This is a genomic window from Paenibacillus sp. SJS-P3 (assembly GCF_056711585.1).
Genome location: NZ_CM160043.1, coordinates 2,712,071 through 2,735,306, shown reverse-complemented (window position 1 = coordinate 2,735,306; position 23,236 = coordinate 2,712,071). Strand labels below are relative to the sequence as shown.

The 23,236-nt window shown below is 57.8% G+C and carries 22 protein-coding genes; all 22 read left to right on the top strand.

Translation table 11 applies throughout. From position 1 onward, the window contains the following. Positions 1–32 precede the first annotated feature (32 nt). The 22 genes from AC06G8_RS12585 to pduL all read left to right on the top strand — a co-directional run bounded on the left by AC06G8_RS12585 (position 33) and on the right by pduL (position 23,223). Positions 33–842, top strand: coding sequence for a ClpP family protease (locus tag AC06G8_RS12585; protein WP_480283039.1), 810 nt, complete (start codon positions 33–35; stop codon positions 840–842). Then, complete coding sequence (locus AC06G8_RS12580; RefSeq protein WP_480283038.1) at positions 839–1,063, top strand: YlzJ-like family protein; 225 nt, start codon at positions 839–841, stop codon at positions 1,061–1,063. The genes AC06G8_RS12585 and AC06G8_RS12580 overlap by 4 nt, the downstream gene beginning before the upstream one ends. Positions 1,064–1,174: 111 nt before the next feature. Next, positions 1,175–3,829: an FtsK/SpoIIIE family DNA translocase gene (locus tag AC06G8_RS12575; RefSeq protein WP_480283037.1), complete on the top strand. Its 2,655-nt coding sequence runs from the start codon at positions 1,175–1,177 to the stop codon at positions 3,827–3,829. A 109-nt stretch (positions 3,830–3,938) separates the two neighbouring features. Further along, on the top strand, positions 3,939–4,721 hold the full coding sequence (gene sleB / locus AC06G8_RS12570; RefSeq protein ID WP_447661119.1) for a spore cortex-lytic enzyme: 783 nt from the start codon (positions 3,939–3,941) through the stop codon (positions 4,719–4,721). A 136-nt stretch (positions 4,722–4,857) separates the two neighbouring features. Continuing rightward, positions 4,858–6,129, top strand: coding sequence for an EF-P 5-aminopentanol modification-associated protein YfmF (yfmF, locus tag AC06G8_RS12565; RefSeq protein WP_447661118.1), 1,272 nt, complete (start codon positions 4,858–4,860; stop codon positions 6,127–6,129). 4 nt (positions 6,130–6,133) lie between these two features. Further along, entirely contained in the window at positions 6,134–7,423 is a 1,290-nt protein-coding gene (gene yfmH, locus AC06G8_RS12560) for an EF-P 5-aminopentanol modification-associated protein YfmH (protein ID WP_480283036.1), read from the top strand. 14 nt (positions 7,424–7,437) lie between these two features. Continuing rightward, complete coding sequence (gene ymfI, locus AC06G8_RS12555; RefSeq protein ID WP_480285434.1) at positions 7,438–8,169, top strand: elongation factor P 5-aminopentanone reductase; 732 nt, start codon at positions 7,438–7,440, stop codon at positions 8,167–8,169. A 115-nt stretch (positions 8,170–8,284) separates the two neighbouring features. Continuing rightward, positions 8,285–8,536, top strand: coding sequence for a DUF3243 domain-containing protein (locus tag AC06G8_RS12550; RefSeq protein ID WP_447661116.1), 252 nt, complete (start codon positions 8,285–8,287; stop codon positions 8,534–8,536). Positions 8,537–8,716: 180 nt separating this feature from the next. Beyond that, positions 8,717–9,481: a DUF3388 domain-containing protein gene (locus tag AC06G8_RS12545; protein WP_048750012.1), complete on the top strand. Its 765-nt coding sequence runs from the start codon at positions 8,717–8,719 to the stop codon at positions 9,479–9,481. 23 nt (positions 9,482–9,504) lie between these two features. Further along, positions 9,505–10,428 (top strand): helix-turn-helix domain-containing protein, encoded by a 924-nt coding sequence (locus tag AC06G8_RS12540; RefSeq protein ID WP_480283035.1) that lies wholly within the window; start codon positions 9,505–9,507, stop codon positions 10,426–10,428. Between the two features lie 252 nt (positions 10,429–10,680). Next, positions 10,681–11,172 carry a YajQ family cyclic di-GMP-binding protein gene (locus tag AC06G8_RS12535; protein ID WP_447661114.1) on the top strand — a complete coding sequence of 164 codons (492 nt, stop codon included), beginning with the start codon at positions 10,681–10,683 and terminating at the stop codon, positions 11,170–11,172. Positions 11,173–11,306: 134 nt separating this feature from the next. Beyond that, on the top strand, positions 11,307–11,882 hold the full coding sequence (pgsA, locus tag AC06G8_RS12530; protein ID WP_447661113.1) for a CDP-diacylglycerol--glycerol-3-phosphate 3-phosphatidyltransferase: 576 nt from the start codon (positions 11,307–11,309) through the stop codon (positions 11,880–11,882). 199 nt (positions 11,883–12,081) lie between these two features. Beyond that, on the top strand, positions 12,082–13,332 hold the full coding sequence (locus tag AC06G8_RS12525; protein WP_447661112.1) for a competence/damage-inducible protein A: 1,251 nt from the start codon (positions 12,082–12,084) through the stop codon (positions 13,330–13,332). A gap of 289 nt (positions 13,333–13,621) precedes the next feature. Continuing rightward, positions 13,622–14,686, top strand: coding sequence for a recombinase RecA (gene recA / locus AC06G8_RS12520; RefSeq protein ID WP_076355420.1), 1,065 nt, complete (start codon positions 13,622–13,624; stop codon positions 14,684–14,686). A 126-nt stretch (positions 14,687–14,812) separates the two neighbouring features. Next, positions 14,813–15,493, top strand: coding sequence for a RecX family transcriptional regulator (locus AC06G8_RS12515; RefSeq protein WP_076355422.1), 681 nt, complete (start codon positions 14,813–14,815; stop codon positions 15,491–15,493). A gap of 187 nt (positions 15,494–15,680) precedes the next feature. Continuing rightward, positions 15,681–17,222 (top strand): ribonuclease Y, encoded by a 1,542-nt coding sequence (gene rny / locus AC06G8_RS12510; RefSeq protein WP_447661111.1) that lies wholly within the window; start codon positions 15,681–15,683, stop codon positions 17,220–17,222. Between the two features lie 64 nt (positions 17,223–17,286). Next, positions 17,287–18,081: a TIGR00282 family metallophosphoesterase gene (locus AC06G8_RS12505; protein ID WP_480285433.1), complete on the top strand. Its 795-nt coding sequence runs from the start codon at positions 17,287–17,289 to the stop codon at positions 18,079–18,081. A gap of 126 nt (positions 18,082–18,207) precedes the next feature. Further along, positions 18,208–18,468: a stage V sporulation protein S gene (locus AC06G8_RS12500; RefSeq protein ID WP_447661110.1), complete on the top strand. Its 261-nt coding sequence runs from the start codon at positions 18,208–18,210 to the stop codon at positions 18,466–18,468. Between the two features lie 111 nt (positions 18,469–18,579). Further along, positions 18,580–19,548, top strand: coding sequence for a dipeptidase (locus AC06G8_RS12495; protein ID WP_480283034.1), 969 nt, complete (start codon positions 18,580–18,582; stop codon positions 19,546–19,548). A gap of 153 nt (positions 19,549–19,701) precedes the next feature. After that, positions 19,702–21,453: a 2-oxoacid:acceptor oxidoreductase subunit alpha gene (locus tag AC06G8_RS12490; protein ID WP_447661108.1), complete on the top strand. Its 1,752-nt coding sequence runs from the start codon at positions 19,702–19,704 to the stop codon at positions 21,451–21,453. Beyond that, positions 21,440–22,312 (top strand): 2-oxoacid:ferredoxin oxidoreductase subunit beta, encoded by an 873-nt coding sequence (locus AC06G8_RS12485; protein WP_447661107.1) that lies wholly within the window; start codon positions 21,440–21,442, stop codon positions 22,310–22,312. The genes AC06G8_RS12490 and AC06G8_RS12485 overlap by 14 nt, the downstream gene beginning before the upstream one ends. Positions 22,313–22,650: 338 nt before the next feature. Beyond that, positions 22,651–23,223, top strand: coding sequence for a phosphate propanoyltransferase (pduL, locus tag AC06G8_RS12480; RefSeq protein WP_480283033.1), 573 nt, complete (start codon positions 22,651–22,653; stop codon positions 23,221–23,223). Positions 23,224–23,236: the final 13 nt, after the last annotated feature.

The window sequence follows — 23,236 nt, the reverse complement described above, 5'->3', positions numbered from 1 at the left end:
GGCAGCTATTCCGGCAATCAGGAGGGGTTAATTTGAACGAGTACCAGGAAGCGGTCGCCTCGGAGCAGGCGGAGCCGAGCGCGGCGGACAAAGCCAAGCTGGAGGCGATCCAGCAGCTGGGGCAGATGTCTGTTCCTGCCGCCGATCCATCCAACATATTCTGCATGACGATCATCGGCCAGGTCGAGGGGCATATGGTTCTGCCCCCCCAGAACAAAACGACGAAATACGAGCATCTGATTCCTCAGCTCGTGGCCGCTGAGCAAAGCAACAAAATCGAGGGAATCCTCATCGTCCTCAATACCGTCGGCGGCGACGTCGAAGCGGGGCTGGCCATCGCGGAAATGATCAGTTCCCTCAGCAAGCCGTCGGTTACGCTCGTGCTTGGCGGCGGGCATTCCATCGGCGTGCCGATCGCTGTCGCCGGCAACCGCAGCTTCATCGCGGAGACGGCTACGATGACGATTCATCCCATCCGGATGAACGGGCTCGTCATCGGCGTTCCGCAAACGTTCGAGTATTTGGAAAAAATGCAGGAGCGGGTCGTCCGCTTCGTCACTTCCCATTCCAACGTGAAGGAGGAGACGTTCAAGCAGCTGATGTTCAAGACAGGCGAATTGACTCGCGACATCGGCACGACCGTTATCGGAGAAGATGCCGTCAAGCATGGCCTGATCGACGAAGTCGGAGGTCTTGGGCAAGCTCTGCGAGAGCTGAACCGCTTGATTCAAGAAGCGAAACCGGCTGCGGCATTTCCGTTGCCGATCGCGGCGGCAGACAGCGCCATCATGGAAGCTTCCCGAGCAGCGGATATCGGAGCAGGGGGAGGATTGCCCCAATGACCTTGTATACGATCATGCCGCTGGAGCAAGTGCTGGAAGGTATGCAGGAGGAGCGGGCTCCATCGCTTGAAATCCAGCATGAAGGCATGCTGCTGCAAGTCGAGCCGATCGCTCCGGGCGCAGGAAAGCTGATCCGGATCGTTCAGGCGGATCTGGAACGTTATCTGGATCCGGGTTACAGTCCAGGCACTCTGATTTATTACGGCTCCGGGAGCAAATAAAAAAGGCTTCCATTTCCATAGAGAACAATTGCCTGTCGATATCATCCCAAGCGTCTCGCGCGATAGGAACATTTCACCTCCTATGGTATAATAGTGAACCAGAGGTGAGGGATGTTGGCCAAGAAACGTCGGCGCAAAAGACGCACTTTCGGCGAAAATTTAAAATATGAAGTTTATGGAATATTGCTCATCACGGTTTCGGTAATCGCCTTATCCGGCGAAGCTACGGTCGGCAGATCGCTGTCCAAGCTGTTCGAGCTGTTGTTGGGCAAGTTTTATTTTGTGCTTGCGCTTGTCGGGATAGCAGTCGGACTGTACGTGATGGTGACCCGTTCCTGGCCGACCGGCTGGACTTACCGCAGGACGGGGATACTTCTGCTCGTGTTCGCGTTTACGCTCATGAGCTCGATGTCGGAGATCGACCGCAAGCTCGGTCCAGGGGACCTCATCAGCGGATCGGCCATCATGCAGCAGCTCGGCCAGGATATTAGGGAGGGCGTGCTAAGTACGAGCGGATCAGCGGCGGCTCCCGCTGCGGGATCGATAAGCGGCGGCTACCTCGGAGCGATTCAATATTCCTTGCTTTATACGCTGTTCGGCTACTTTGGAGCCAAGCTGCTCCTCATCGTCATGTTCGCGATATCCTTGATGCTCATAACGGGACGCTCCTATGTGGATATCGGCCGCATTATCCGCATCAGGGCTGTTCATATGATCAAGCTGCTGCAGGCCAAAGCATCGGCGAGGCCGCGCAAGCCGAGGCCTCCTGCCGCGGCTGCGCAGCCTTCGGCCTCAACGAGCGGCAGGACTGCGGCTGCCGATCATCTCGCTTACGGGCTGAACGGCGGCGATGACGATGACTATGGAAGCACGACCGTGTCTCCGTCGCCTCGCAAAGGACGCTCTCTCTTCTTCAGCTGGGGCGGTCAAAACCAGGACAAGCAAGAGGCTGATGCGGAAGGGGAATGGATGATCGACGAAGAGCCGGCCGGCAAGCCTTCCGGCGCTCCGTCCGTCTCTCTCAAAGCCAGGGAAACGAAAGAACGGATGCTGCCTGCAGCAGACCCGGCTCCATGGGACGATCAGGACGAAGAAGGAGAGGATTGGGAGGATGCATCCTTCCAGGGGAATGCCGTTCCTGCCGATCCGGTTCGAGGCGGTCAGACCGCTAGTCTGGATGCAGAAGCCGATGGAACGGACTCCGGCGAATGGCTGGCAGAAGACGACTTCCCCGCTCCGGCGCCTTCCCGCCATCCTGCCGAGATATCGGAGGCATTGGCAGGTCCGGAGGGGGATGGGGAGCCCTCGGCTGCTGCCTCTGCTGCTGTACGCGAAGCCAAGCCTTACCGTCTGCCGTCGCTTTCCTTGCTGGCTAAGCCCGCCAACTCGGGCAGAGGCGCCGATACCGGCGATCTGAACGACTCGCGCCGCAAGCTCGAGGCGACGCTGGAGAGCTTCGGGGTCCGGGCCAAGGTGCTTGATGTCGTGCCTGGACCGGCGGTCACGAGATACGAGGTCCAGCCGGCGACAGGGGTCAAGGTAAGCCGGATTGTCAGCCTTACCGATGACATCGCGCTCGCGCTGGCTGCCAAGGATATCCGCATGGAAGCGCCGATTCCGGGCAAATCCGCCATTGGAATCGAGGTTCCGAATGCCGAAGTCGCGATCGTGACCATGCGCGAAGTCATGGAGACGCCGACGTTCTCCAGCGCGGCGTCCAAGCTGTCGATCGCTTTCGGACGGGACATCGCCGGTCAGTCCATCGTCGGCAATCTGGCCAAGATGCCCCATCTGCTTGTCGCCGGAGCTACCGGATCGGGCAAATCGGTCTGCATCAACGGCATCATCACGAGCATCTTGTACAAAGCCGCTCCGGACGAAGTGAAATTCATGATGATCGATCCCAAAATGGTCGAGCTGAACATGTACAACGGCATTCCGCATCTGCTCGCTCCCGTCGTCACCGATCCGAGGCGCGCTTCGCTGGCGCTCAAGAAGATCGTCGTGGAGATGGAGAAGCGATACGAGCTGTTCTCGAAGTCGGGCACCCGCAACATAGAAGGCTACAACGGACTGATGAAGGACAACCCTGCTGCCGTGCTGCCTTACATCGTAGTCATCGTCGACGAGCTTGCGGATCTGATGATGGTCGCAGCCAAGGATGTCGAGGATTCGATCACTCGCCTGGCGCAGATGGCGAGGGCAGCCGGCATCCATCTCATCATCGCTACCCAGCGTCCGTCCGTGGACGTCATCACAGGCGTGATCAAGGCCAATATTCCTTCCCGGATCGCTTTCGGCGTCTCGTCGCAGGTCGATTCCCGGACGATTCTCGACATGGTCGGAGCGGAGAAGCTGCTGGGACGCGGGGACATGCTCTTCCTGCCTGTCGGCATGTCCAAGCCGATCCGGGTTCAAGGGGCGTTCCTGTCCGATTCCGAAGTTGAAGCCGTCGTCGATTACGCGAGATCCCAGGCCACGGCGGAATACAAGGAAGACCTTGTGCCGGAGCTGGACGACAGCGGCGCTGCGGGAGACGGAGAAATGCTGGACGAGCTGTTCGACCAGGCGATGCAGATCGTCGTCGATGCCCAGCAAGCTTCCGTATCGCTCCTGCAGAGGCGCATGCGGGTGGGCTATACACGGGCCGCCAGGCTTGTGGACCAGCTTGAAGCCAAGGGTGTCGTCGGCCCATACGAGGGCAGCAAGCCGCGCGAGGTGCTGATGACCGCGGACCAGTTCCAGGCGAGCCAGAAACATGCATAGAAGGAGACCTGCTTTCTCATACTAGGGAATGTCAAACGCTTTGGCGAAGCGGCCGCAAAGCCGTGCATCGCGTAAGGCGCATCCCGCTAGAGAAAGGCAGATCCCGACTATGAAGATACGTTTGATCGTCATGACGATCGCGGCCATGCTGCTGGTGCTCAGCCTTTATACGCTCAAGGACGAGCTGCCCGGCAGGTCAAGCGAAACGTTCAGCAGCGCCACCATCCGTCAGGGCTCATCGGGCAAGGATGTCGTGGAGCTTCAAGGACGTCTCCGATATCTAGGCTATTACGAGGGCAAGATCGACGGAAGCTTCGGACCGAAGACGAAAAACTCCGTCACCTGGTTCCAATGGAAGTTCGGCATGAAGTCCGACGGAGTCGTCGGAGCGAAGACAAAGCTCAAGCTTTGGGAAGCGACGAAAAACTGGAAGCCGACGGCCGCCGATTTTCCGGGCGGAGAATCCGGCGCTGCCGCTGGCGGCCGCGCTGGGAAAACCGAAAACGCAGGCATCGGCAAGTCGAACAAGCTCAACCTGTCGGCCAACGACATCAAAATCATGGCCAATGCCGTATACGGGGAATCCCGAGGCGAACCTTATGAAGGCCAGGTCGCTGTAGCCGCGGTTATCCTGAACCGTCTCAAGTCGCCCGAATTCCCGAACTCGATATCCGGCGTCATCTTCCAGAGCCTCGCTTTCACCGCTGTCGCGGACGGCCAGATCTGGCTGACGCCGAACGAACGGGCCAAGCAGGCCGTTGAGGACGCCATCAACGGATGGGATCCTTCGGACGGCTGCCTGTATTACTTCAATCCGGAAACCGCCACCTCCAAATGGATCTGGTCGCGTCAACAAGTGAAGACGATCGGCAAGCATATTTTCTGCATGTAAGCGAAAGCTTGGAAGCAGCCGGCCAGGGCAAGCCTGACCCCGGTTGCTTCTTCTGTTTAGGCTGAGATAGAATGGAATGGCATATATTATGGAATAGATTACCTATCGCCAACATGGCGCGGAAAGGGGTTCGGATATGGCGTTTCAGCAAGGAAGCCACGGCCGCATCCGGCTGCATGTGCTGCCGACCAAAAGGTTCAAAACCTTCGCCGTCTCTTTATTCGCGGGCATTCCGCTGCAAGAATCCACCGTCACGGCGACCGCGCTCGCTCCGTTCGTGCTGCGGCGCGGCACGGCCTCGCATCCGGAGACGATCCAGTTCCGGGAGCAGCTGGACAACTTGTACGGAGCCGGCTTCGGCTTCGATATTTACAAGCGGGGCAATTCCCAGATCGTGCAGTTCCGGATGGATGTCATCAACGACCGCTTCGTCGCCGCGGAGCAGTCGCTGCTCGCCGCTTCCATGAAGCTGCTTGGAGAAGCCGTCACTCAGCCGGCCCTGGACAATGGAGCCTTCCGGAGCAAGTATGTCGACAGCGAAAAGGTTACGCTCACCAAAAAGCTGGAGAGCATCATCAACGATAAAATCCGCTATGCGGCGGAACGCTGCATGGAAATCATGTGCGCCGACGAGCCCTACCGGCTGCATGCTCTCGGCCGCATCGCCGATGTGGGTGCCATCACTCCGCGATCGCTGTACGATTCTTACCGTCGCTGGCTGGAGACGGCCGTTTTCGACCTTTATGTCGTCGGCGACACGACGCTTGAGGAAGTGAAGGAACTCGCAGCGGCTTCGTTCAAGCTTCCGGATACGGCTCCCTCGAAGTATGGAAGCCCGGATATCCGTTTCCCGCAAGACGGAGTGAAGAATGTCGTCGAACGGCTTGAAGTGGCCCAAGGAAAGCTGAATCTTGGCCTCCGCACGGGAGTCGCCTACGGCGATGACGACTATGCCGCCGCATTGATGTACAACGGCATTCTAGGCGGCTATCCGCATTCCAAGCTGTTCATGAACGTAAGGGAAAAAGAAAGCCTGGCTTACTATGCGTCCTCGAGGCTGGACGGCCATAAAGGGCTGTGCACGATCCAGTCCGGCATTGAAATCGCCAATTACGACAAAGCGGTCGCCATCATCCAGGAGCAGCTGGAGAGCATGAAGCGCGGCGAGCTGTCGGAGCTGGAGATCAGCCAGACCAAAGCCATGCTGACGAATTCCTTGCGGGAGCTCCAGGACTCCGCCTACGAGATGATCGCTTACGATTTCAACAGCGTTCTGTCCGGCAAGGAGAGGACGGCGGGCGAGCTGCTGGAGGACGTGCGCGCCGTGACACCTGAAGACATCGTGCGGGTTGCGGAAGGCGTCAAGCTGGATACGATCTATTTCCTGCGCGACAAGAAGGAGGCCTGACAACATGCAGAAGCTCAGTTATCCGGGCGTCGAAGAAACGCTTTATCACGAACAGCTGCCGAACGGGCTGCAGGTCTATGTGCTGCCCAAGGAAGGATTCCAGAAAACGTATGCGACCTTTTCCACCCGCTACGGCTCGGTAGACAATCATTTCGGCATCGGCGACGGACCGCTCGCCCGCGTGCCGGACGGAATCGCCCATTTTCTCGAGCACAAAATGTTCGAGGAGCCGACCGGGGACATTTTCGCCATATTTGCCTCGCAAGGCGCTTCCGCCAATGCCTTTACGAGCTTCGACCGGACGGTCTACCTGTTCTCGGCGACGGAGCAGATCGAGGCTAATCTGACAACGCTCATCAACTTTGTCCAGAATCCGTACTTCACGGACCAGAACGTCGACAAGGAAAAAGGGATCATCGCGCAGGAAATCAATATGTACAGCGACAATCCGGACTGGCGCGTCTACTATGGCTTGATCGAGGCGCTGTATCAAGTGCATCCGGTCCATATCGACATTGCCGGAACGGTGGAATCGATCTACAAGATCGACAAGGAAATGCTGTACCGCTGCTACGAGACCTTCTACCACCCCTCCAACATGCTGCTCTTCATCGTCGGCGGCGTCGACGCGGAGAAGGTATTCGAGCTGGTGCGGTCCAACCAGGCCGCCAAAACGTATGAGCCTCTCGGCGAGATAAAGCGTTTCTTCGAGCCCGAGCCGCAAGGCGTGAATACGCCGCGCAAAGCGATCCAGCTGCAGGTCTCGCTGCCGAAGTGCCTGTTCGGCTTCAAGGAAAAAGCCAACGGCTTGGACAGCGCTGCGCTGCTGCGCCGGGACGTTACGACCAAGCTGATGCTGGAAACCCTCCTTGGATCCAGCTCCCCGACCTATCAGCAGCTGTACGACGATAATCTGATCTCCGATTCGTTCGGATATGAATACAACTGCAGCACCGATTACGGCTTCTCTATCATCGGAGGCGATACCAAGGACCCGGATGCTCTCGTCGCGCGAGTCAAGGAAGCGGTAACGTCCATGCAGCAGAGCGGGCTTGATGCCGAAGCTTTTGAGAGAACGAAGCGCAAACGCATCGGGAGCTACCTGAGGATGCTCAATTCCCCCGAGTCGATCGCAGGCGAATTCACCCGCTACAAATTCCGCGGACAGGATCTGTTCGAGCTGCTGCCGGCTTATGAGAGCATCACGCTCGACGAAGCCAATGCCCGGCTGAGAGAGCATTTCGACTTCGGCCAGCTGGCCGTGTCCGTCGTGCTGCCTTCGGCGGAAGCTTGAAAAGCTTGCAGGAGATGACCGTCCTCATCACCGGGGGAAGCCGGGGCATAGGCGCCGCCATCGCGCGGCGCTTTTCCGCGGAAGGGATGAATGTGGTCATCCATTATTTGAATTCGCATGAACGCGCCAATGAAACGGCCCGGGAATGCCTCGCTCTCGGCGGCGGCAGGGTCATGACGGTCTCCGCCGACGTTCGATCTCGGGAGAGCTTGGCCAGAATGAAGGAGAAGCTGGAAGCGGCAGGGCTGCTTCCGGATATTCTCGTCAACAACGCGGGCATTTCGCATTACGGGATGCTGGCGGACCTCACCGAGCAGGAATGGGACGACGTGACCGCGGTCAATCTCAAGGGATTGTTTCTCTGCACGCAGCTGTTCATGCCTCGGATGGTCAGCGCGCGCTGGGGAAGGATCATCAATGTATCCTCCGTGTGGGGCATCTCCGGCGCATCCTGCGAGGTGCTGTATTCCGCGACCAAAGGCGGGGTCAACGCCTTCACGAAATCGCTGGCCAAGGAGCTCGCGCCGTCTGGAGTAACGGTCAACGCAGTCGCTCCCGGAGCGGTCGACACGGAAATGAACAGTCATCTGGATCAAGGCGAGCTTCAGGCGCTGGAAGAGGAAATTCCGGCCGGAAGGCTGGCCCATCCGGATGAAATCGCTTCGCTGGTCTATTTCCTTTCCTTGCCGGAATCATCCTACATAACCGGACAAGTCATCAGTCCGAACGGCGGCTGGATCACATGAGTGGTCCGGCTGCAACTTTTTTTCATCCCTGGTCGTCGTATAGGGAAGATGGCCTCCGCACACAATAGGGTCGTTGATGATTTCTTTCTCAATTCGACCAAGGAGGCGACGAAGCATGTCTACTGTACTTTCGAGCTTTGAAGGATGGAAGGAATTCCTGTCCAACCGCGTTGAGCAGGGCAAAAAGATGGGGCTTACCGAGGAGACTCTCGGAAACCTCGCTTATGAGATCGGGTCTTTTCTCGATGAGAAGGTCGATCCGAAAAACGAAGAGCAGCGTGTGCTGAAGGAGATCTGGGACGTCGGAGACGAGGAAGAGCGCAAGACGATTGCCCGCCTCATGGTGAAGCTGGTCAATCACGGTTGAATCATCGACTTTCGGCGGAGAGCTCCCATTCGGGGGCTTTTCTACTTGGCTCTGGACATCAAGATTCCGATATCGAAAAACCGTCGGAATGATCATTGCGGATTCTTGCCGAATCATGTAGAATGTAGGCTTATAATGAAGGGCATAAAGACAGCTCATTCCCTCAGGACGGTGTGATTAATGGAATCCAAACAGTGGTATATGGAGTACAAAATACATAAGAACCGACCTGGCCTGCTTGGGGATATCGCATCCCTGCTCGGCATGCTCAACGTCAACATCATTACGATCAACGGGGTGGAGGACCGCACCCGCGGCATGCTGCTTCAGACCAATGACGACGAGAAAATCGAGATTCTCGGCAAGATGCTTGCCAAGGTCGAGAACATAACCGTCAATAAGCTGCGTCCCCCGAGCCTGGTGGATCGGCTCGCGGTGCGTCACGGACGTTATATCGAACGGGATTCGGATGATCGCAAAACCTTCCGCTTCACGCGGGACGAGCTCGGACTGCTGGTCGATTTCCTCGGCGAAATCTTCAAGCGGGACGGCAATCAGGTCATCGGACTGCGCGGCATGCCGAGGGTCGGCAAGACGGAATCCATCATCGCCGGAAGCGTCTGCTCCAACAAGCGCTGGACGTTCGTTTCCTCCACGCTGCTCCGCCAGACGGTCCGCAGCCAGCTGTCGAGCGAGGAAATGAATCCGGACAACATCTTCATCATCGACGGCATCGTCAGCACGATCCGCTCCAATGAGCGCCATCACGCCCTTCTCCAGGAAATCATGGAGATGCCTTCGACCAAGGTCATCGAGCATCCGGACATCTTTATCCGTGAATCCAATTATGATTACAGCACTTTTACGACTATTATCGAGCTTCGCAATACGCCTGACGAAGAAATCTCCTATGATTCCTTCACCGTCAATTATAACGATTTTTAATTTGAGAGGAGGCATGGCCAACCATGTCTGAATTGGGCCAAACCCTGCGCACGGCAAGGGAAGAAATGGGACTGTCCCTGGACCAGGTGCAGGAGATGACCAAGATCCGCAAGCATTACCTGACCGCGATCGAAGAAGGCAATTACGCCGCGCTTCCAGGCAGCTTTTATGCCCGTGCATTCGTCAAGAACTACGCAGAGGCGGTCGGTCTCAATGCCGACGAGCTTCTGAACTACTACAAGAACGAGCTTCCAGCGGCTCCGGCGGCCTCGGCTGTAGAACCGGCGACTGTCCCGCAGCCGCCGCGTAAGGCATCGACTTCGAGGGCGACCTCCGAACGGGTCGGCAAGCTGGGATTTTCCGTGCTGATGTGGGCTTTTCTGGCGCTTATCGTCGTCTTGATCTGGATTTTCGTCATCAAGCCGGATCGGCAAACGCCGACGGCAGACGAAACGCCGATCACGACGAATACGCCCGGACCTGGACAATCGCCGTCTCCGGGAGTTGCTGCTGGAGGAGCCAGCCCGTCGCCCAGCCTGACGCCGACGCCGACGCCGACCCCGACGCCAACCCCGGATGGGGCCGTGACGTTCGACCGCAAGTCGGGCAAGATTGATTATTATAAGACCAACGGCGCCGTCACCATTGAACTGAGCTTTACCGGCACCGCATGGATCGAGGTCCGCAAAGGCGGTCCCAAAGGCGAATTCCTGTACAACAAGGCTGCTGAAGCTGGCGACACCCTGTCCGTACCGGTGGATGACATCATTTACCTCAATACCGGACGCGCGGACAATACCGAGATTACGGTCGGGGGCCAGCTGATCGACGACGGAGACCGTCCAAGCTCGAAGAAGATCCAGTTCGAGCCGGCATCCGGCGGCGATGCCGATTCGGCCGGAACAACCGATGGCACGAGCGGCTCAGATGCCGAAAACAGCCAGTAACGACATGACAAGGCATCCCTGCGCGGGATGTCTTTTTGTATTTCGCGATTGAAAATGAGGCTGGAACGGAAAGATAAAGAGCTGTAAGGAAGCCGATGGAGCGCGGCATCCTGTACGTCTTCGGTCCAAAGGGGAAGGATGCGGCAGAACTGCAAGTCATATTCCTCGGAAATGCAAAGGCGTCCCCGCCGGTTATACTTTCGCAGCCGGATGTTTTATAATAAGAGGAACGCCAAGTAAGGAGGATTTGCCATGAGTTCCGAAAATTCGTTTGATATCGTATCGAAGGTCGATCTGCAGGAGCTGAACAACGCAATTGTCCAAGCGGAGAAGGAAATCGAGAACCGCTTTGATTTTAAAGGAAGCAAGAGCAGCATCAAGCTGGAGAAGGAAGAGCTGGTCGTCCTGTCGGACGACGAGTACAAGCTCAAGAGCGTCATCGACATTCTCCAGACCAAGATGATCAAGAGGAACGTCCCGATCAAGAACATGGACTTCGGCAAGATTGAAGCCGCCTCGCTCGGGACCGTGCGCCAGCGCATCAAGCTGAAGCAGGGGATCGGCCAGGACGACGCCAGGAAAATCAATATCCTTATCCGCGACTCCAAGCTGAAAGTGAAAAGCCAGATCCAGGGAGACCAGCTGCGCGTAACCGGCAAGAGCCGCGACGATCTGCAGGCTGTCATGGCTTTGCTCCGCGGCGCAAATCTGGAGTTGGACCTGCAGTATACGAATTACCGGTAACAATTTTGACAGCGGGTTTTCGGTTCGTTTATACTTTTATCGTATAGGGACCGGCTATGTCTGTTCTTTTGAGAATGGCCTCCCGGGTTGCGTACATACTTTAGGTTAGAGTTTTGTCAGGGAGGGGAACCCGCGTGAATTTGGCCAACAAGATCACGCTTGCGCGTATTTTTCTCGTGCCTGTAATCATGTTCTTTTTGCTGATCCGTCTTGATCTGGGATCCATAAAGTTCGGGGACTATCAAATTACGTACACGCAGATGATCGCCACGCTGATATTCATTATCGCGGCCAGCACGGATGGCCTGGACGGATATTTGGCCCGCAAGAACAAGATGGTGACCAATCTCGGCAAGCTGCTCGATCCGCTCGCCGACAAGCTTCTCGTCGCGGCCGTGCTTATTTCTCTGGTCGAGATGGATAAGCTGAGCGCTTTGTTCGCTATCGTCATCATCAGCCGCGAATTCGCAGTGACCGGCCTCCGGCAGATCGCTCTGCTGGAAGGCTCCGTACTCGCTGCAAGCACTTGGGGCAAGTGGAAGACCGGCGTCCAGATCGCCATGATCATCGTGCTGCTGCTCAACAATTTCCCGGGAGCATTCCTGGACCTGCCTCTGGATCTGATCCTGAGCTGGGCTGCCGCATTGATTACGGTATGGTCGGGCATCGACTACTTCATCAAAAACCGCAATCTTATCCCGGTTGAATAACCGGCTGGAAAAGGCCATCGATCCCCGCCGGGATCGGGGGCCTTTCTTGTACGCTTGAGGATGGCGCCGCCGGCTGCATCCTTCATTTTGTTTGGGAACGCTTGGCTGGCATCGAGGAACCTGTGCACGGATGGCGTTCCGCCGATGGTCTAGTCATTAATCATCGCAACAAACCCAATCCTGGAGGAGAAATGCCATCATGAAAGCCGAAATCATTGCGGTCGGAACCGAACTGCTGCTTGGCCAAATCGTCAACACCAACGCGCGTTACTTGTCACAAGAGCTGGCAGGCCTGGGCATCGACGTGTATTTTCAGACGGTCGTCGGAGACAATGCCTCCCGGCTGAAAGAAGCGATCTCAATCGCTTCTTCCCGGGCTGATCTGCTCGTCTTCACGGGAGGCCTGGGGCCGACGATGGACGATTTGACCAAGGACGTGCTTGCCGACATGCTCGGTCGCAAGCTGGTTGTCCACGAGCCTTCCCTGGCGAGAATGGAAGCCTTCTTCGCGAGCCGCGGCGCCCATATGGTGGAGAGCAACATCAGGCAGGCGAACTCGATCGAAGGAAGCGCCGCACTGGACAACGAAGCGGGACTCGCCGTCGGCAATGCCCTTGAACAAGACGGCATCCGATATATTCTGCTGCCCGGACCGCCGATGGAGATGAAGCCGATGTTCGAAGGTCCCGCGACAAGCTGGATCCTTCAGGAATACGGCCGTGGAGCGGCGCTTCACTCCCGCATTCTCAGATTTGCCGGCATCGGCGAATCCAAGCTGGAGCATGAGCTGATCGATCTTATCGAAGCCCAGACCGATCCGACGATCGCTCCTTACGCCAAGGAGGGAGAGGTGACGATCCGCCTGTCGTCCAAATCGCCGAATGAAGCGGAAGCTCTGAAGCGGATCGACGATATGGCCGCGACGATCCAGTCGAGGGTCGGCAGCTACCTGTATGCGCAGGAGGACATCCCGCTGGAGGAAGCGGTCCTGCGGCTTCTGCGCGACCGCCGGCACAGGCTCAGCAGCGCCGAGAGCTGCACCGGCGGGCTGCTCGCCGAGCTGATCACCTCGAGGCCTGGCAGCAGCGGAGAGTTCCTGGGAGGCGTCGTCACGTACACCAATGTGCTCAAGCATCGGCTGCTCGGCATTCCGATGGAGATGCTGGAGGGCGCGGGAGCGCCGGGGGCGGTAAGCGAGGCGACGGCAGCCTTGATGGCCCAGCGGGTGTCCGAGACGACCGGCAGCGACTGGGGCGTATCCATAACGGGCGTAGCGGGTCCGGGAGAGTCCGAGGGCAAGCCGGTCGGACTTGTCTACATCGGCATCTCGCGCAAGGGCATGGAGGCTTCCGTATACACGCTGCAAGCCGGCGGCAGCCGGGACATGGTGCGGATGCGCGCAGCCAAGCACGCCTTGTACCGGCTGTGGACGTTGCTGAAGGAATCCTGAGCCGCCGATTCCGGAGGAATGCGCCGGCGGCGGCAGTCGGCCCGGCTCCGGCTATGTTCCGGGTTCTCTTGTATGGACATCGGGAATGGGCTACAATGGAGACAGTTAACGGAAGAACCGTAGCTTGCATGCGCAGCTGCGGTTCTTTTTTTTGTCGAGATGCCGCAGCGGATACGGAGGTGGCGCCGCGGACAAGAAAAGCGAATGTATGTTCGAAAAAAAGCTTGGCAAAGTAATGCAAACAGGCTATGATAGAACTATAAAATGATGAATGAAGGATGTGGATCTCTTGTCAGATCGCCGCGCAGCTTTAGATATGGCTCTCCGCCAGATTGAGAAACAATTCGGAAAAGGCTCCATTATGAAACTAGGCGAGTCCACGCATATGACCGTTGAGACGGTTTCCAGCGGTTCCCTCGCATTAGATATCGCACTCGGCATCGGCGGATTCCCGCGAGGCCGCGTCATCGAAGTATACGGTCCGGAATCCTCCGGCAAGACGACGGTCGCTCTCCACGCGATCGCGGAAGTGCAGCGCACGGGCGGACAAGCCGCCTTCATCGATGCGGAGCATGCGCTTGATCCGCTTTATGCGAGCAAGCTCGGCGTCAACATCGACGAGCTGCTGCTGTCGCAGCCGGATACCGGCGAGCAGGCTCTCGAGATCGCCGAGGCGCTCGTGCGCAGCGGCGCGGTAGACGTCATCGTCATCGACTCTGTCGCCGCTCTCGTGCCGAAGGCCGAGATCGAAGGCGAGATGGGCGATTCCCACGTCGGCCTTCAGGCGCGCCTCATGTCGCAGGCGCTGCGCAAGCTGTCCGGCGCCATCAGCAAGTCGAAGACGATCGCGATCTTCATCAACCAGCTTCGGGAGAAGGTCGGCGTCATGTTCGGCAATCCGGAGACGACTCCCGGCGGCCGCGCCCTGAAGTTCTACTCCAGCGTTCGTCTCGACGTGCGCCGCATCGAGAGCATCAAGCAAGGCAACGACGTCGTGGGCAACCGCACACGGATCAAAGTCGTGAAGAACAAGGTGGCGCCTCCGTTCAAGCAGGCGGAGATCGACATCATGTACGGAGAAGGCATTTCCCGTCAAGGCAGCATCATCGACATCGGCGTCGAGATGGACATCGTCAACAAGAGCGGCGCTTGGTTCAGCTACAACGGCGACCGTCTTGGTCAAGGCCGCGAGAATGCCAAGCAGTTCCTCAAGGACAACCCTGCCGTAGCGGATACGATCGATACCAAAATTCGCGAGGCGCATAACCTCAACGCTGCCGCCGAGCGGGCAGCCGCGGGTATCAATCCTCCTGTAGAGGAAGACGAGCTGGACGAGCTGGAGCTGGACGTTTAAGCCGTCCTGCAAGCATTCCAGGAGTTCTTGCACGGAATAGACCGGCCTGACAGGGAAGCACCTCTGAATCGTTCAGAGGTGCTTTTTTGCTCAAGCTATCCGATCGTGGATCAGGAAGGAGGCACTATGCAGGACAGCAGCGAGAAAGTCGTGACCAAGGTAGAGCCTGACTCCCGCAAACGTTCCTATTACTGGATCTGCCTGGACGGGAATGAGGAGCCGGAGTTTTCCGTCCATGAGGATATACTCGTCAAGTATAGGCTGCTCAAAGGGAGCGTTCTCAGCAGCGAGGAGCTGGAGGGAATCCAATCGGAGGGAGACCGGTATAAGGCTTATGCCTCAGCTCTGTATTATGCCGGATTCAAAATGAGGACGGCCAAGGAAATGGCGGACTATCTGAAGCGCAAGGAATATACGGAGCCAGATATCCGCTATGCGGTCGAACGGCTGCAGCAGGAGAAGGTCATCGATGACCGCGATTACGCGAGAATGTACGCCGCCCAGAAGGTGAAGAGCAGCCAGAAGGGGCGCCGGCTGATCCGTCAGGAGCTGGAACAGCGCGGGGTGTCGAAGCTGACCGCCGGCGAGACGATCGAAGCGCTCGATGTCGGGGCCGAACGGGATGCGGCATTCAAGGCCGCGGCCAAGAAATGGCGGAGCCTCAAAGGCGAGGATCGCGATAAGCGGCTGAAGCTGACAGGATTTTTGCTGCGCCGCGGTTTCCAGGGCGATCTGGTCCGGGAGGCCGTGCGGCATGTGTCGGAAGGGGAGGAACTGGAGACCGAAGGGCTCTGGCTTGACAATTGAAATTGCGTAAAGCTACAATAATAGTGCATCCGCGAGTGAAAGGGATGTATTTCCTTTCGTAAATGGGTTCAAGATTATTAGTCTCCATTCTACAGTCTTAGACACGGTTTGGAACCGAATCGCAACAACTGAATATCATTCCCGGCTTTTTTTCAGCCTTGGTGAATGCAACGAGGAGGTGAACAAGATGAACGCCATTTGGGTGGTCTTGATCGTTCTCGTTGTTGGCGCGATTACCTTTGGGATTGGTTACTTCGTCCGAAAGTCGATCGCCGAGGCTAAGATTTCCAGTGCAGAGCAGGCTGCCGTCCAGATCGTCGAGCAGGCGAAGAAGGAAGCGGATGCCCTGAAGAAGGAAACCGTGCTGGAAGCGAAAGACGAAATCCATAAACTCCGTTCTGAAGCGGATAAAGACATTCGGGAGAGACGCAACGAGAATCAGCGTCTCGAAAGACGGCTGCTGCAAAAAGAGGAGTCACTGGATAAAAAACTAGAAGCACTCGAACGCAAAGAAGAATTGGTAGCCAACAAGGAGAAACGAATCGAAGAAACACAAGATCAGATCGACTCCATCTACAGGCAGCAACAGAGCGAGCTCGAACGGATCTCCGGCCTGACCACAGAGGATGCGAAGAGCATCATCTTCACCAATGTGGAACAGGAAGTCCGCCACGAAACTGCCCAGATGATCAAGGAAATCGAGCAGCAGGCAAAGGAAGAGGCGGACAAGAAGGCGCGCGACATCATATCGCTGGCTATCCAGCGTTGCGCCGCCGACCATGTGGCGGAGACGACCGTATCGGTCGTCACGCTGCCGAACGAAGAAATGAAGGGCAGAATCATCGGCCGCGAAGGCCGCAACATCCGCGCGCTGGAAACTTTGACGGGTATCGATCTTATCATCGACGATACGCCGGAAGCGGTCATCTTGTCCGGCTTCGATCCTATTCGGCGTGAAATCGCCCGCACCGCACTTGAGAAGCTCGTTGCGGACGGACGGATTCACCCGGCTCGAATTGAAGAGATGGTGGAGAAATCCCGCCGCGAGGTGGACGAGCGTATCCGCGAGTATGGGGAGCAGGCAACTTTCGAAGTCGGCGTGCACGCCATCCATCCGGATCTCATCAAGATTCTCGGCCGCCTGAAGTACCGGACGAGCTACGGCCAGAACGTGCTCAAGCACTCCATGGAAGTCGCTTATCTGACCGGGCTGATGGCCGCCGAGCTTGGCGAGGACATTACGCTGGCCAAGCGCGCCGGACTGCTGCATGACATCGGCAAGGCTCTTGACCATGAAGTGGAAGGCTCACACGTCGAGATCGGCGTCGAGCTGGCCCGCAAGTACAAGGAGCATCCGGTCGTCATCAACAGCATCGCGTCCCATCATGGCGACTGCGAAGCCACTTCCGTCATCGCGATGCTGGTCGGAGCGGCAGACGCCTTGTCTGCAGCGCGCCCAGGCGCACGCCGCGAGACGCTGGAGACGTACATCAAGCGTCTGGAGAAGCTGGAGGCCATCTCCGAATCGTTCGACGGCGTCGAGAAATCGTACGCTATCCAGGCCGGACGCGAAGTTCGCGTCATGGTGCAGCCGGAGAAAGTCGACGATACCGAGGCTTTCCGCCTTGCCAGAGACATCACGAAAAAGATCGAAGGCGAGCTCGATTATCCGGGACATATCAAGGTCACGGTCATTCGAGAAACCCGCGCGGTCGAATACGCCAAGTAATACCGTGGATCATCCCGCTCTCCGGAGCGGGATTTTCTTTGCAATCCGAAGGAGGCAAGTCATGTTGAAAGTCATGTTCATCGGAGATATCGTCGGCAACGTCGGCCGCACGGCGCTGCGCAAGGCGCTGCCCGCTCTCCGGTCCAAATATAATCCCGACATCATCATCGTGAACGGCGAGAATGCAGCGGCGGGCAGGGGAATTACGGCCGCGATCGCCAAAGAGTTTTTTGACTGGGGAGTCAACGGCATTACAATGGGCAACCACACCTGGGACAACCGGGACATCTTCGAGTGGATCGACGATGAGGAGAGGATCGTCCGCCCGGCCAACTTCTCGTCTCAATCGCCAGGCCGCGGAGCTGCGGTCATCAAGGTGAACGGCAAGAAGCTCGGCATCCTGAACCTGCAGGGCAGGACATTCCTGCCGCCGAATGACGATCCGTTCCGCGTGGCGGATGAGCAGCTGGAGCTGCTGCAAGAAGAAACCCGCTGCATCATGGTCGACTTCCATGCGGAAGCGACATCCGAGAAGATCGCGATGGGCTGGTATCTTGACGGCAGGGCGAGTCTTGTCGTCGGCACGCATACCCATGTGCAGACGAACGACGACCGGATCCTTCCGGGCGGGACCGCCTATCTGACGGATGTAGGCATGACCGGGCCGATGGACGGCATCCTCGGAATGGAGCGGAACGCCGTGCTGCACAAGTTCCTGACCGGCCTTCCGTCGAGATTTGTCGTGGATGAAGGCGACTGGCATCTGCACGGACTCCTCGTCCATATGGACGAAACGACTGGACAGTCTGCGAAGCTCGAGAAAATACGATTGACCGAGACCTCTCTAGCGATGTACTGATAAGAACTTTGGCGAGCCCTGGAGACGGGTATCGGAATGGAAGAAGGAATTTTTTGTCCTCTCTAGAATAGGTATGAAAGTAGTGTAGAGCCGCAGCTACCCATCATTCCCGAGGAGGTACTTTCCATGGAAGTATTAAAAGTTTCCGCTAAGTCCAATCCAAATTCCGTCGCAGGGGCACTGGCTGGAGTTCTAAGGGAACGTGGAGCTGCTGAGCTGCAAGCCATCGGGGCTGGAGCCATCAATCAGGCGATCAAGGCTGTAGCCATCGCCCGAGGTTTCGTCGCTCCGAGCGGGGTAGACCTCATCTGCATCCCCGCCTTCACCGATATCGTCATCGACGGCGAAGACCGCACAGCCATCAAGCTGATCGTAGAGCCGCGCTGACGACCGGACAATTTATCCCATTCGACCTGTTTACGGTGTAAGCAGGTTTTTTTGCGTCCATTTGAGGCTATGGATTCATATCATGCAAAACGGAACAGGAGGCTGCAGGCCATGAAACACCCTGTACTCGGAGTCGCGGATCTGCATTGCGACGTGCTCAGCAAGCTGCTGAGAAATCCGGAGCTCGACGTCTGCCAAGCCGCTGGCGGCTCCGACAGCCGGCAGCTCGACGTGACGCTTGACCGTCAGCTGGCAGCAGGTTATATGCTTCAGGCCTACGCGATTTATTTGACGGAGAGCAGGCCGAAGACATTCGACGCCGTTCTCAGAAGCATCGACCTTTTCTACGAAAAGATCGTCTCCAATGATGCCTACCGGTTCGTGGGAAACAGGCGGGATCTTGAGCGCAGCCTTGCCGATCGCCGGATCGCCGCCCTCTTGACGCTGGAAGGAGCGGACGGGCTGGAAGGCGACTTCGCGATGCTGCGCATTGCGCGCAGGCTGGGAGTCCGGATGCTTGGCCTGACCTGGAACTATGGGAACTGGGCAGCCGACGGGGTCATGGAAGAACGTCAAGGCGGACTCACGGAGAAGGGTCGGCAGCTGGTCCGGCATTGCAACGAGCTCGGCATCATTTTGGATGTGTCGCATTTGACGGAAAAAGGGTTCTGGGAACTGGCGGATCGGACAGAGAGGCCGTTCATCGCATCGCATTCCAACGCGAAGTCAGTCTGTGCCCATCCGAGAAATCTGACCGACGATCAGATTCGGGCTCTCATTGCGCTGGGGGGAAGGATCGGCATGACCTACGTGCCTTATTTCGTCAGCAGCGCGGAGCAGGTGCATATCAGCGACATCCTTCGCCATATCGAGCATATATGCGCCTTGGGAGGAGAGAAGCACATCATGCTCGGGTCCGACTTCGACGGCATCGAGCAGTATGTGGAAGGCCTTCGGCATCCCGGCGACGTCCGCTCGCTGCGCTCCGCTCTCGTAAGCGAGTTCGGAGCGCGGCAAGCCGCAGCTTTTTTGAACGGAAACGCGGTTTCCTTCCTTCTGAGCGAGCTGCCGGCGGAATGAGACATCAGGCAACTATCAGTATCTGTTATAGGTTCCATCGGATTCCTGTATGAGAGCTTTTCTCGATAATGCCTTGCATTTTTAAAGGTTGGGGCATAAAATTTATGGAGATTGTGAAAAAGGTCTCATACGCAGATGAGGAGTTGGACGCAAGTGATCAGTCAGCTGTCTTGGAAAATAGGAGGCCAGCAGGGCGAAGGCGTGGAGAGCACCGACCGGATTTTCTCCACCGCTCTCAACCGCCTCGGCTATTATTTATACGGGTACCGTCATTTCTCCTCGAGGATCAAGGGCGGACATACCAATAACAAAATTCGCATCAGCACATCTCCCATCCGGGCCATCTCGGATGATCTCGATATTCTTGTCGCGTTCGACCAGGAAAGCATCGATCTCAACGCGCCCGAGCTTCGCCCCGGCGGCGTTGTCGTAGCGGACGCGAAATTCAATCCTGCCTTGCCGGAAGGAAGCGATGCGCGGCTGTTCGCTGTGCCGATCACGTCGATCGCCGAGGATCTCGGCACATCGCTCATGAAAAACATGGTCGCTTCCGGCGCATCCTGGGCGCTGCTCGGCCTTCCGCTCGAAGTGTTCAACAAAGCGGTCGAAGAGGAATTCGGCCGCAAAGGCCCGGCAATCGTCGAGAAGAACGTCGAAGCCGTGAAGCGCGGCGCCGAATTCGTGCTGGAGCAGGCGGGAGGTCCGCTCGAGGAGTTCGCCCTCGAACCGGCCGACGGCAAGCAGAAGCTGTTCATGATCGGCAATGAAGCGATCGGCCTCGGCTCGGTCGCGGCGGGCTGCAGGCTCATGAGCGCATATCCGATCACGCCTGCATCCGAGATCATGGAATACTTGATCAAGAAGCTGCCTAAGTTCGGCGGCACGGTTGTCCAGACGGAAGACGAGATCGCGGCTGTGACGATGGCGATCGGCGCGAATTATGCCGGCGTGCGCACGATGACGGCATCCGCCGGGCCTGGCTTGTCCCTCATGATGGAGGCGATCGGTCTCGCCGGAATGACCGAGCAGCCGCTCGTCATCGTGGATACGCAGCGCGGAGGCCCTTCGACCGGACTGCCGACGAAGCAGGAGCAATCCGACCTCAACGCGATGGTCTACGGCACGCATGGCGAGATTCCGAAGGTCGTCATCGCGCCGGCATCCATCGAGGACTGCTTCTACGACATGGTGGAGGCATTCAACATCTCGGAGGAATACCAGGTGCCGGTCATCGTCATGACGGATCTGCAGCTGTCCCTCGGCAAGCAAAGCTGCGAGCCGATCGATTACGACCGCATCGAGATCCGCCGCGGCAAGCTGCAGCGCGAGCTGCCGGAGCTGGAGCAGCATCAGCTGTTCAAGCGTTACGAGCTTACCGGGGACGGGGTTTCCCCGCGCTCGCTGCCTGGCGACAAGGGCGGCCTGCATCATGTGACCGGCGTCGAGCATGACGAGACGGGAAGGCCGTCGGAGAGCGCCGCGAACCGCAAGAGCATGATGGACAAACGTCTGGGCAAGCTGGCCTCCCTGCAGATTCCGGAGGCGATCCGCGTCGACGCCCCTCATGAGAAGCCGAGCCTGCTGATCATCGGCATGGGGTCCACGGGCGGAACGATCGATGAGGCCCGCTCGCGCCTGGAGAAGGACGGCATCACGTCCAACCATGTGCAGGTGCGCCAGATCCATCCGTTCCCGACGGAGCAGCTGGCTCCTTATCTGGACCAGGCTGCGCAGGTCATCGTCCTGGAGAACAACGCAACGGCCCAGCTGGCTTCGCAAATCAAGCTGCACTGCGGATACGCGGACAAAATCCGCAGCGTGCTCAAATACGACGGCAATCCGTTCCTTCCATCCGAAGTGTACGAAGCATCCAAAAAGGAGTTGACCCCCGTTGGCAACATTTAAAGAGTTCCGCAACAACGTCAAGCCGAACTGGTGCCCGGGCTGCGGCGACTTCTCCATCCAGGCGGCGATCCAGCGCGCTGCCGCCAACGTCGGCCTGGAGCCGGAGCAGCTTGCCGTCATTTCCGGGATCGGCTGCTCCGGCCGGATCTCGGGCTACATCAACGCCTATGGCCTGCACGGTATCCATGGCCGGGCGCTCCCGATCGCGCAAGGCGTCAAGCTGGCCAACCGCGAGCTGACCGTCATCGCCTCGGGCGGCGACGGCGACGGCTTCGCGATCGGCATGGGCCATACGGTCCATGCGATCCGCCGCAATGTCAATATGACGTATATCGTCATGGACAACCAGATCTACGGCTTGACGAAGGGGCAGACGTCGCCCCGCAGCGCCGAAGGCTTCAAGACGAAGTCGACGCCGGAAGGCTCCATCGAATCCGTGCTGTCGCCGCTCGAAATCGCTCTGTCGGCAGGCGCGACGTTCGTCGCCCAATCGTTCTCCAGCGATCTCAAGCAGCTGACCGCGCTGATCGAAGCCGGCATCAAGCATGAAGGCTTCTCGCTAATCAACGTATTCAGCCCGTGTGTAACCTTCAACAAGGTCAATACCTACGACTGGTTCAAGGAGAACATCGTCAACCTCGACGGCGAAGCCGGAGAAGGCTACGATCCGTCGAACCGCCTCGCCGCCATGACGAAGATCATGGAGACGAACGGACTGGTTACCGGCCTCGTCTACCAGGATACGAAGCGCCGCTCGTACGAAAATCTCGTCAATGGATTTGCGGAGCAGGGTCTTGCGAACCAGGATCTCAAGCTTTCCCGCGACGAGTTCGACAAACTATTGAAGGATTTTGTCTAGAAGCTTCGCCGGCCCGGCCGCCTTCCTTATGGGAGCAGCCGGGCTTTTTTCGGCTTTTCCGGTCCCTTGATTGTGATCCGGAGCGGAGCCTCTGTACAATCTCCATATTTGACGTCATACTCCTGTATTCGCATGGACGCATGACATCCTGGCCATTCAACCCAAATAGACCGAAAAACGTCAACAATGGCGATTCGACATGACTTCCGCCGGTTAGTATAATGGAATCAGCGACGCCAGGCATACGCTCCTCCATGAGCCGTATGCTTTTTCGCTTGAGCTTGCCCCATGAGAGGTAACGCCCTATATAGAGAACCGCCGGAAAGGATGAGACGATCATGAACAAAACCGTACCTGTAGGCGTCTCCGCGCGCCATATCCACTTATCCCAGGAGCATGTCGAGGCCTTGTTCGGCCAAGGCTACCAGCTCACCGAATTCAAGCCGCTGTCGCAGCCCGGCCAATTTGCCGCGAATGAAACGGTCGCGGTGAGCGGTCCCAAAGGCTCCTTTCCCAAAGTCCGCATTCTGGGACCTGCCCGCAAGGCGACCCAGCTGGAAATTTCCCGCACGGATGCTTTCGCGACGGGAATCAAGGCTCCCGTGCGCGAGTCCGGCAACATCAGCGGCTCCGCCGGCGTTACGATCACCGGTCCTGCCGGGGAAGTGACGATCGAGGAAGGCGTCATCGTGGCGGCGCGCCACATTCACTTCCATACCGACGACGCCGAGAAATGGGGCATTCAGGACCAGCAGCAGCTGAAGGTGCGGGTAGGAGGAGAGCGCGGACTCGTGTTCGAAAACGTGATCGCCCGTGTATCTCCGAGTTTCGCGCTGGACATGCATATCGATACGGATGAAGCGAACGCAAGCGGCGCCCAGACCGGAGACACAGCCGAAATCATCGGCTAGAAGGAAGAAGCTG

Coding starts and splice junctions, on each gene's coding strand:
- AC06G8_RS12580 (WP_480283038.1), top strand. CDS start 839: ATGACCTTGTATACGATCATGCCGCTGGAGCAAGTGCTGGAAGGTATG.
- AC06G8_RS12575 (WP_480283037.1), top strand. CDS start 1,175: ATGTTGGCCAAGAAACGTCGGCGCAAAAGACGCACTTTCGGCGAAAAT.
- sleB (WP_447661119.1), top strand. CDS start 3,939: ATGAAGATACGTTTGATCGTCATGACGATCGCGGCCATGCTGCTGGTG.
- yfmF (WP_447661118.1), top strand. CDS start 4,858: ATGGCGTTTCAGCAAGGAAGCCACGGCCGCATCCGGCTGCATGTGCTG.
- yfmH (WP_480283036.1), top strand. CDS start 6,134: ATGCAGAAGCTCAGTTATCCGGGCGTCGAAGAAACGCTTTATCACGAA.
- ymfI (WP_480285434.1), top strand. CDS start 7,438: ATGACCGTCCTCATCACCGGGGGAAGCCGGGGCATAGGCGCCGCCATC.
- AC06G8_RS12550 (WP_447661116.1), top strand. CDS start 8,285: ATGTCTACTGTACTTTCGAGCTTTGAAGGATGGAAGGAATTCCTGTCC.
- AC06G8_RS12545 (WP_048750012.1), top strand. CDS start 8,717: ATGGAATCCAAACAGTGGTATATGGAGTACAAAATACATAAGAACCGA.
- AC06G8_RS12540 (WP_480283035.1), top strand. CDS start 9,505: ATGTCTGAATTGGGCCAAACCCTGCGCACGGCAAGGGAAGAAATGGGA.
- AC06G8_RS12535 (WP_447661114.1), top strand. CDS start 10,681: ATGAGTTCCGAAAATTCGTTTGATATCGTATCGAAGGTCGATCTGCAG.
- AC06G8_RS12525 (WP_447661112.1), top strand. CDS start 12,082: ATGAAAGCCGAAATCATTGCGGTCGGAACCGAACTGCTGCTTGGCCAA.
- AC06G8_RS12515 (WP_076355422.1), top strand. CDS start 14,813: ATGCAGGACAGCAGCGAGAAAGTCGTGACCAAGGTAGAGCCTGACTCC.
- rny (WP_447661111.1), top strand. CDS start 15,681: ATGAACGCCATTTGGGTGGTCTTGATCGTTCTCGTTGTTGGCGCGATT.
- AC06G8_RS12500 (WP_447661110.1), top strand. CDS start 18,208: ATGGAAGTATTAAAAGTTTCCGCTAAGTCCAATCCAAATTCCGTCGCA.
- AC06G8_RS12495 (WP_480283034.1), top strand. CDS start 18,580: ATGAAACACCCTGTACTCGGAGTCGCGGATCTGCATTGCGACGTGCTC.
- pduL (WP_480283033.1), top strand. CDS start 22,651: ATGAACAAAACCGTACCTGTAGGCGTCTCCGCGCGCCATATCCACTTA.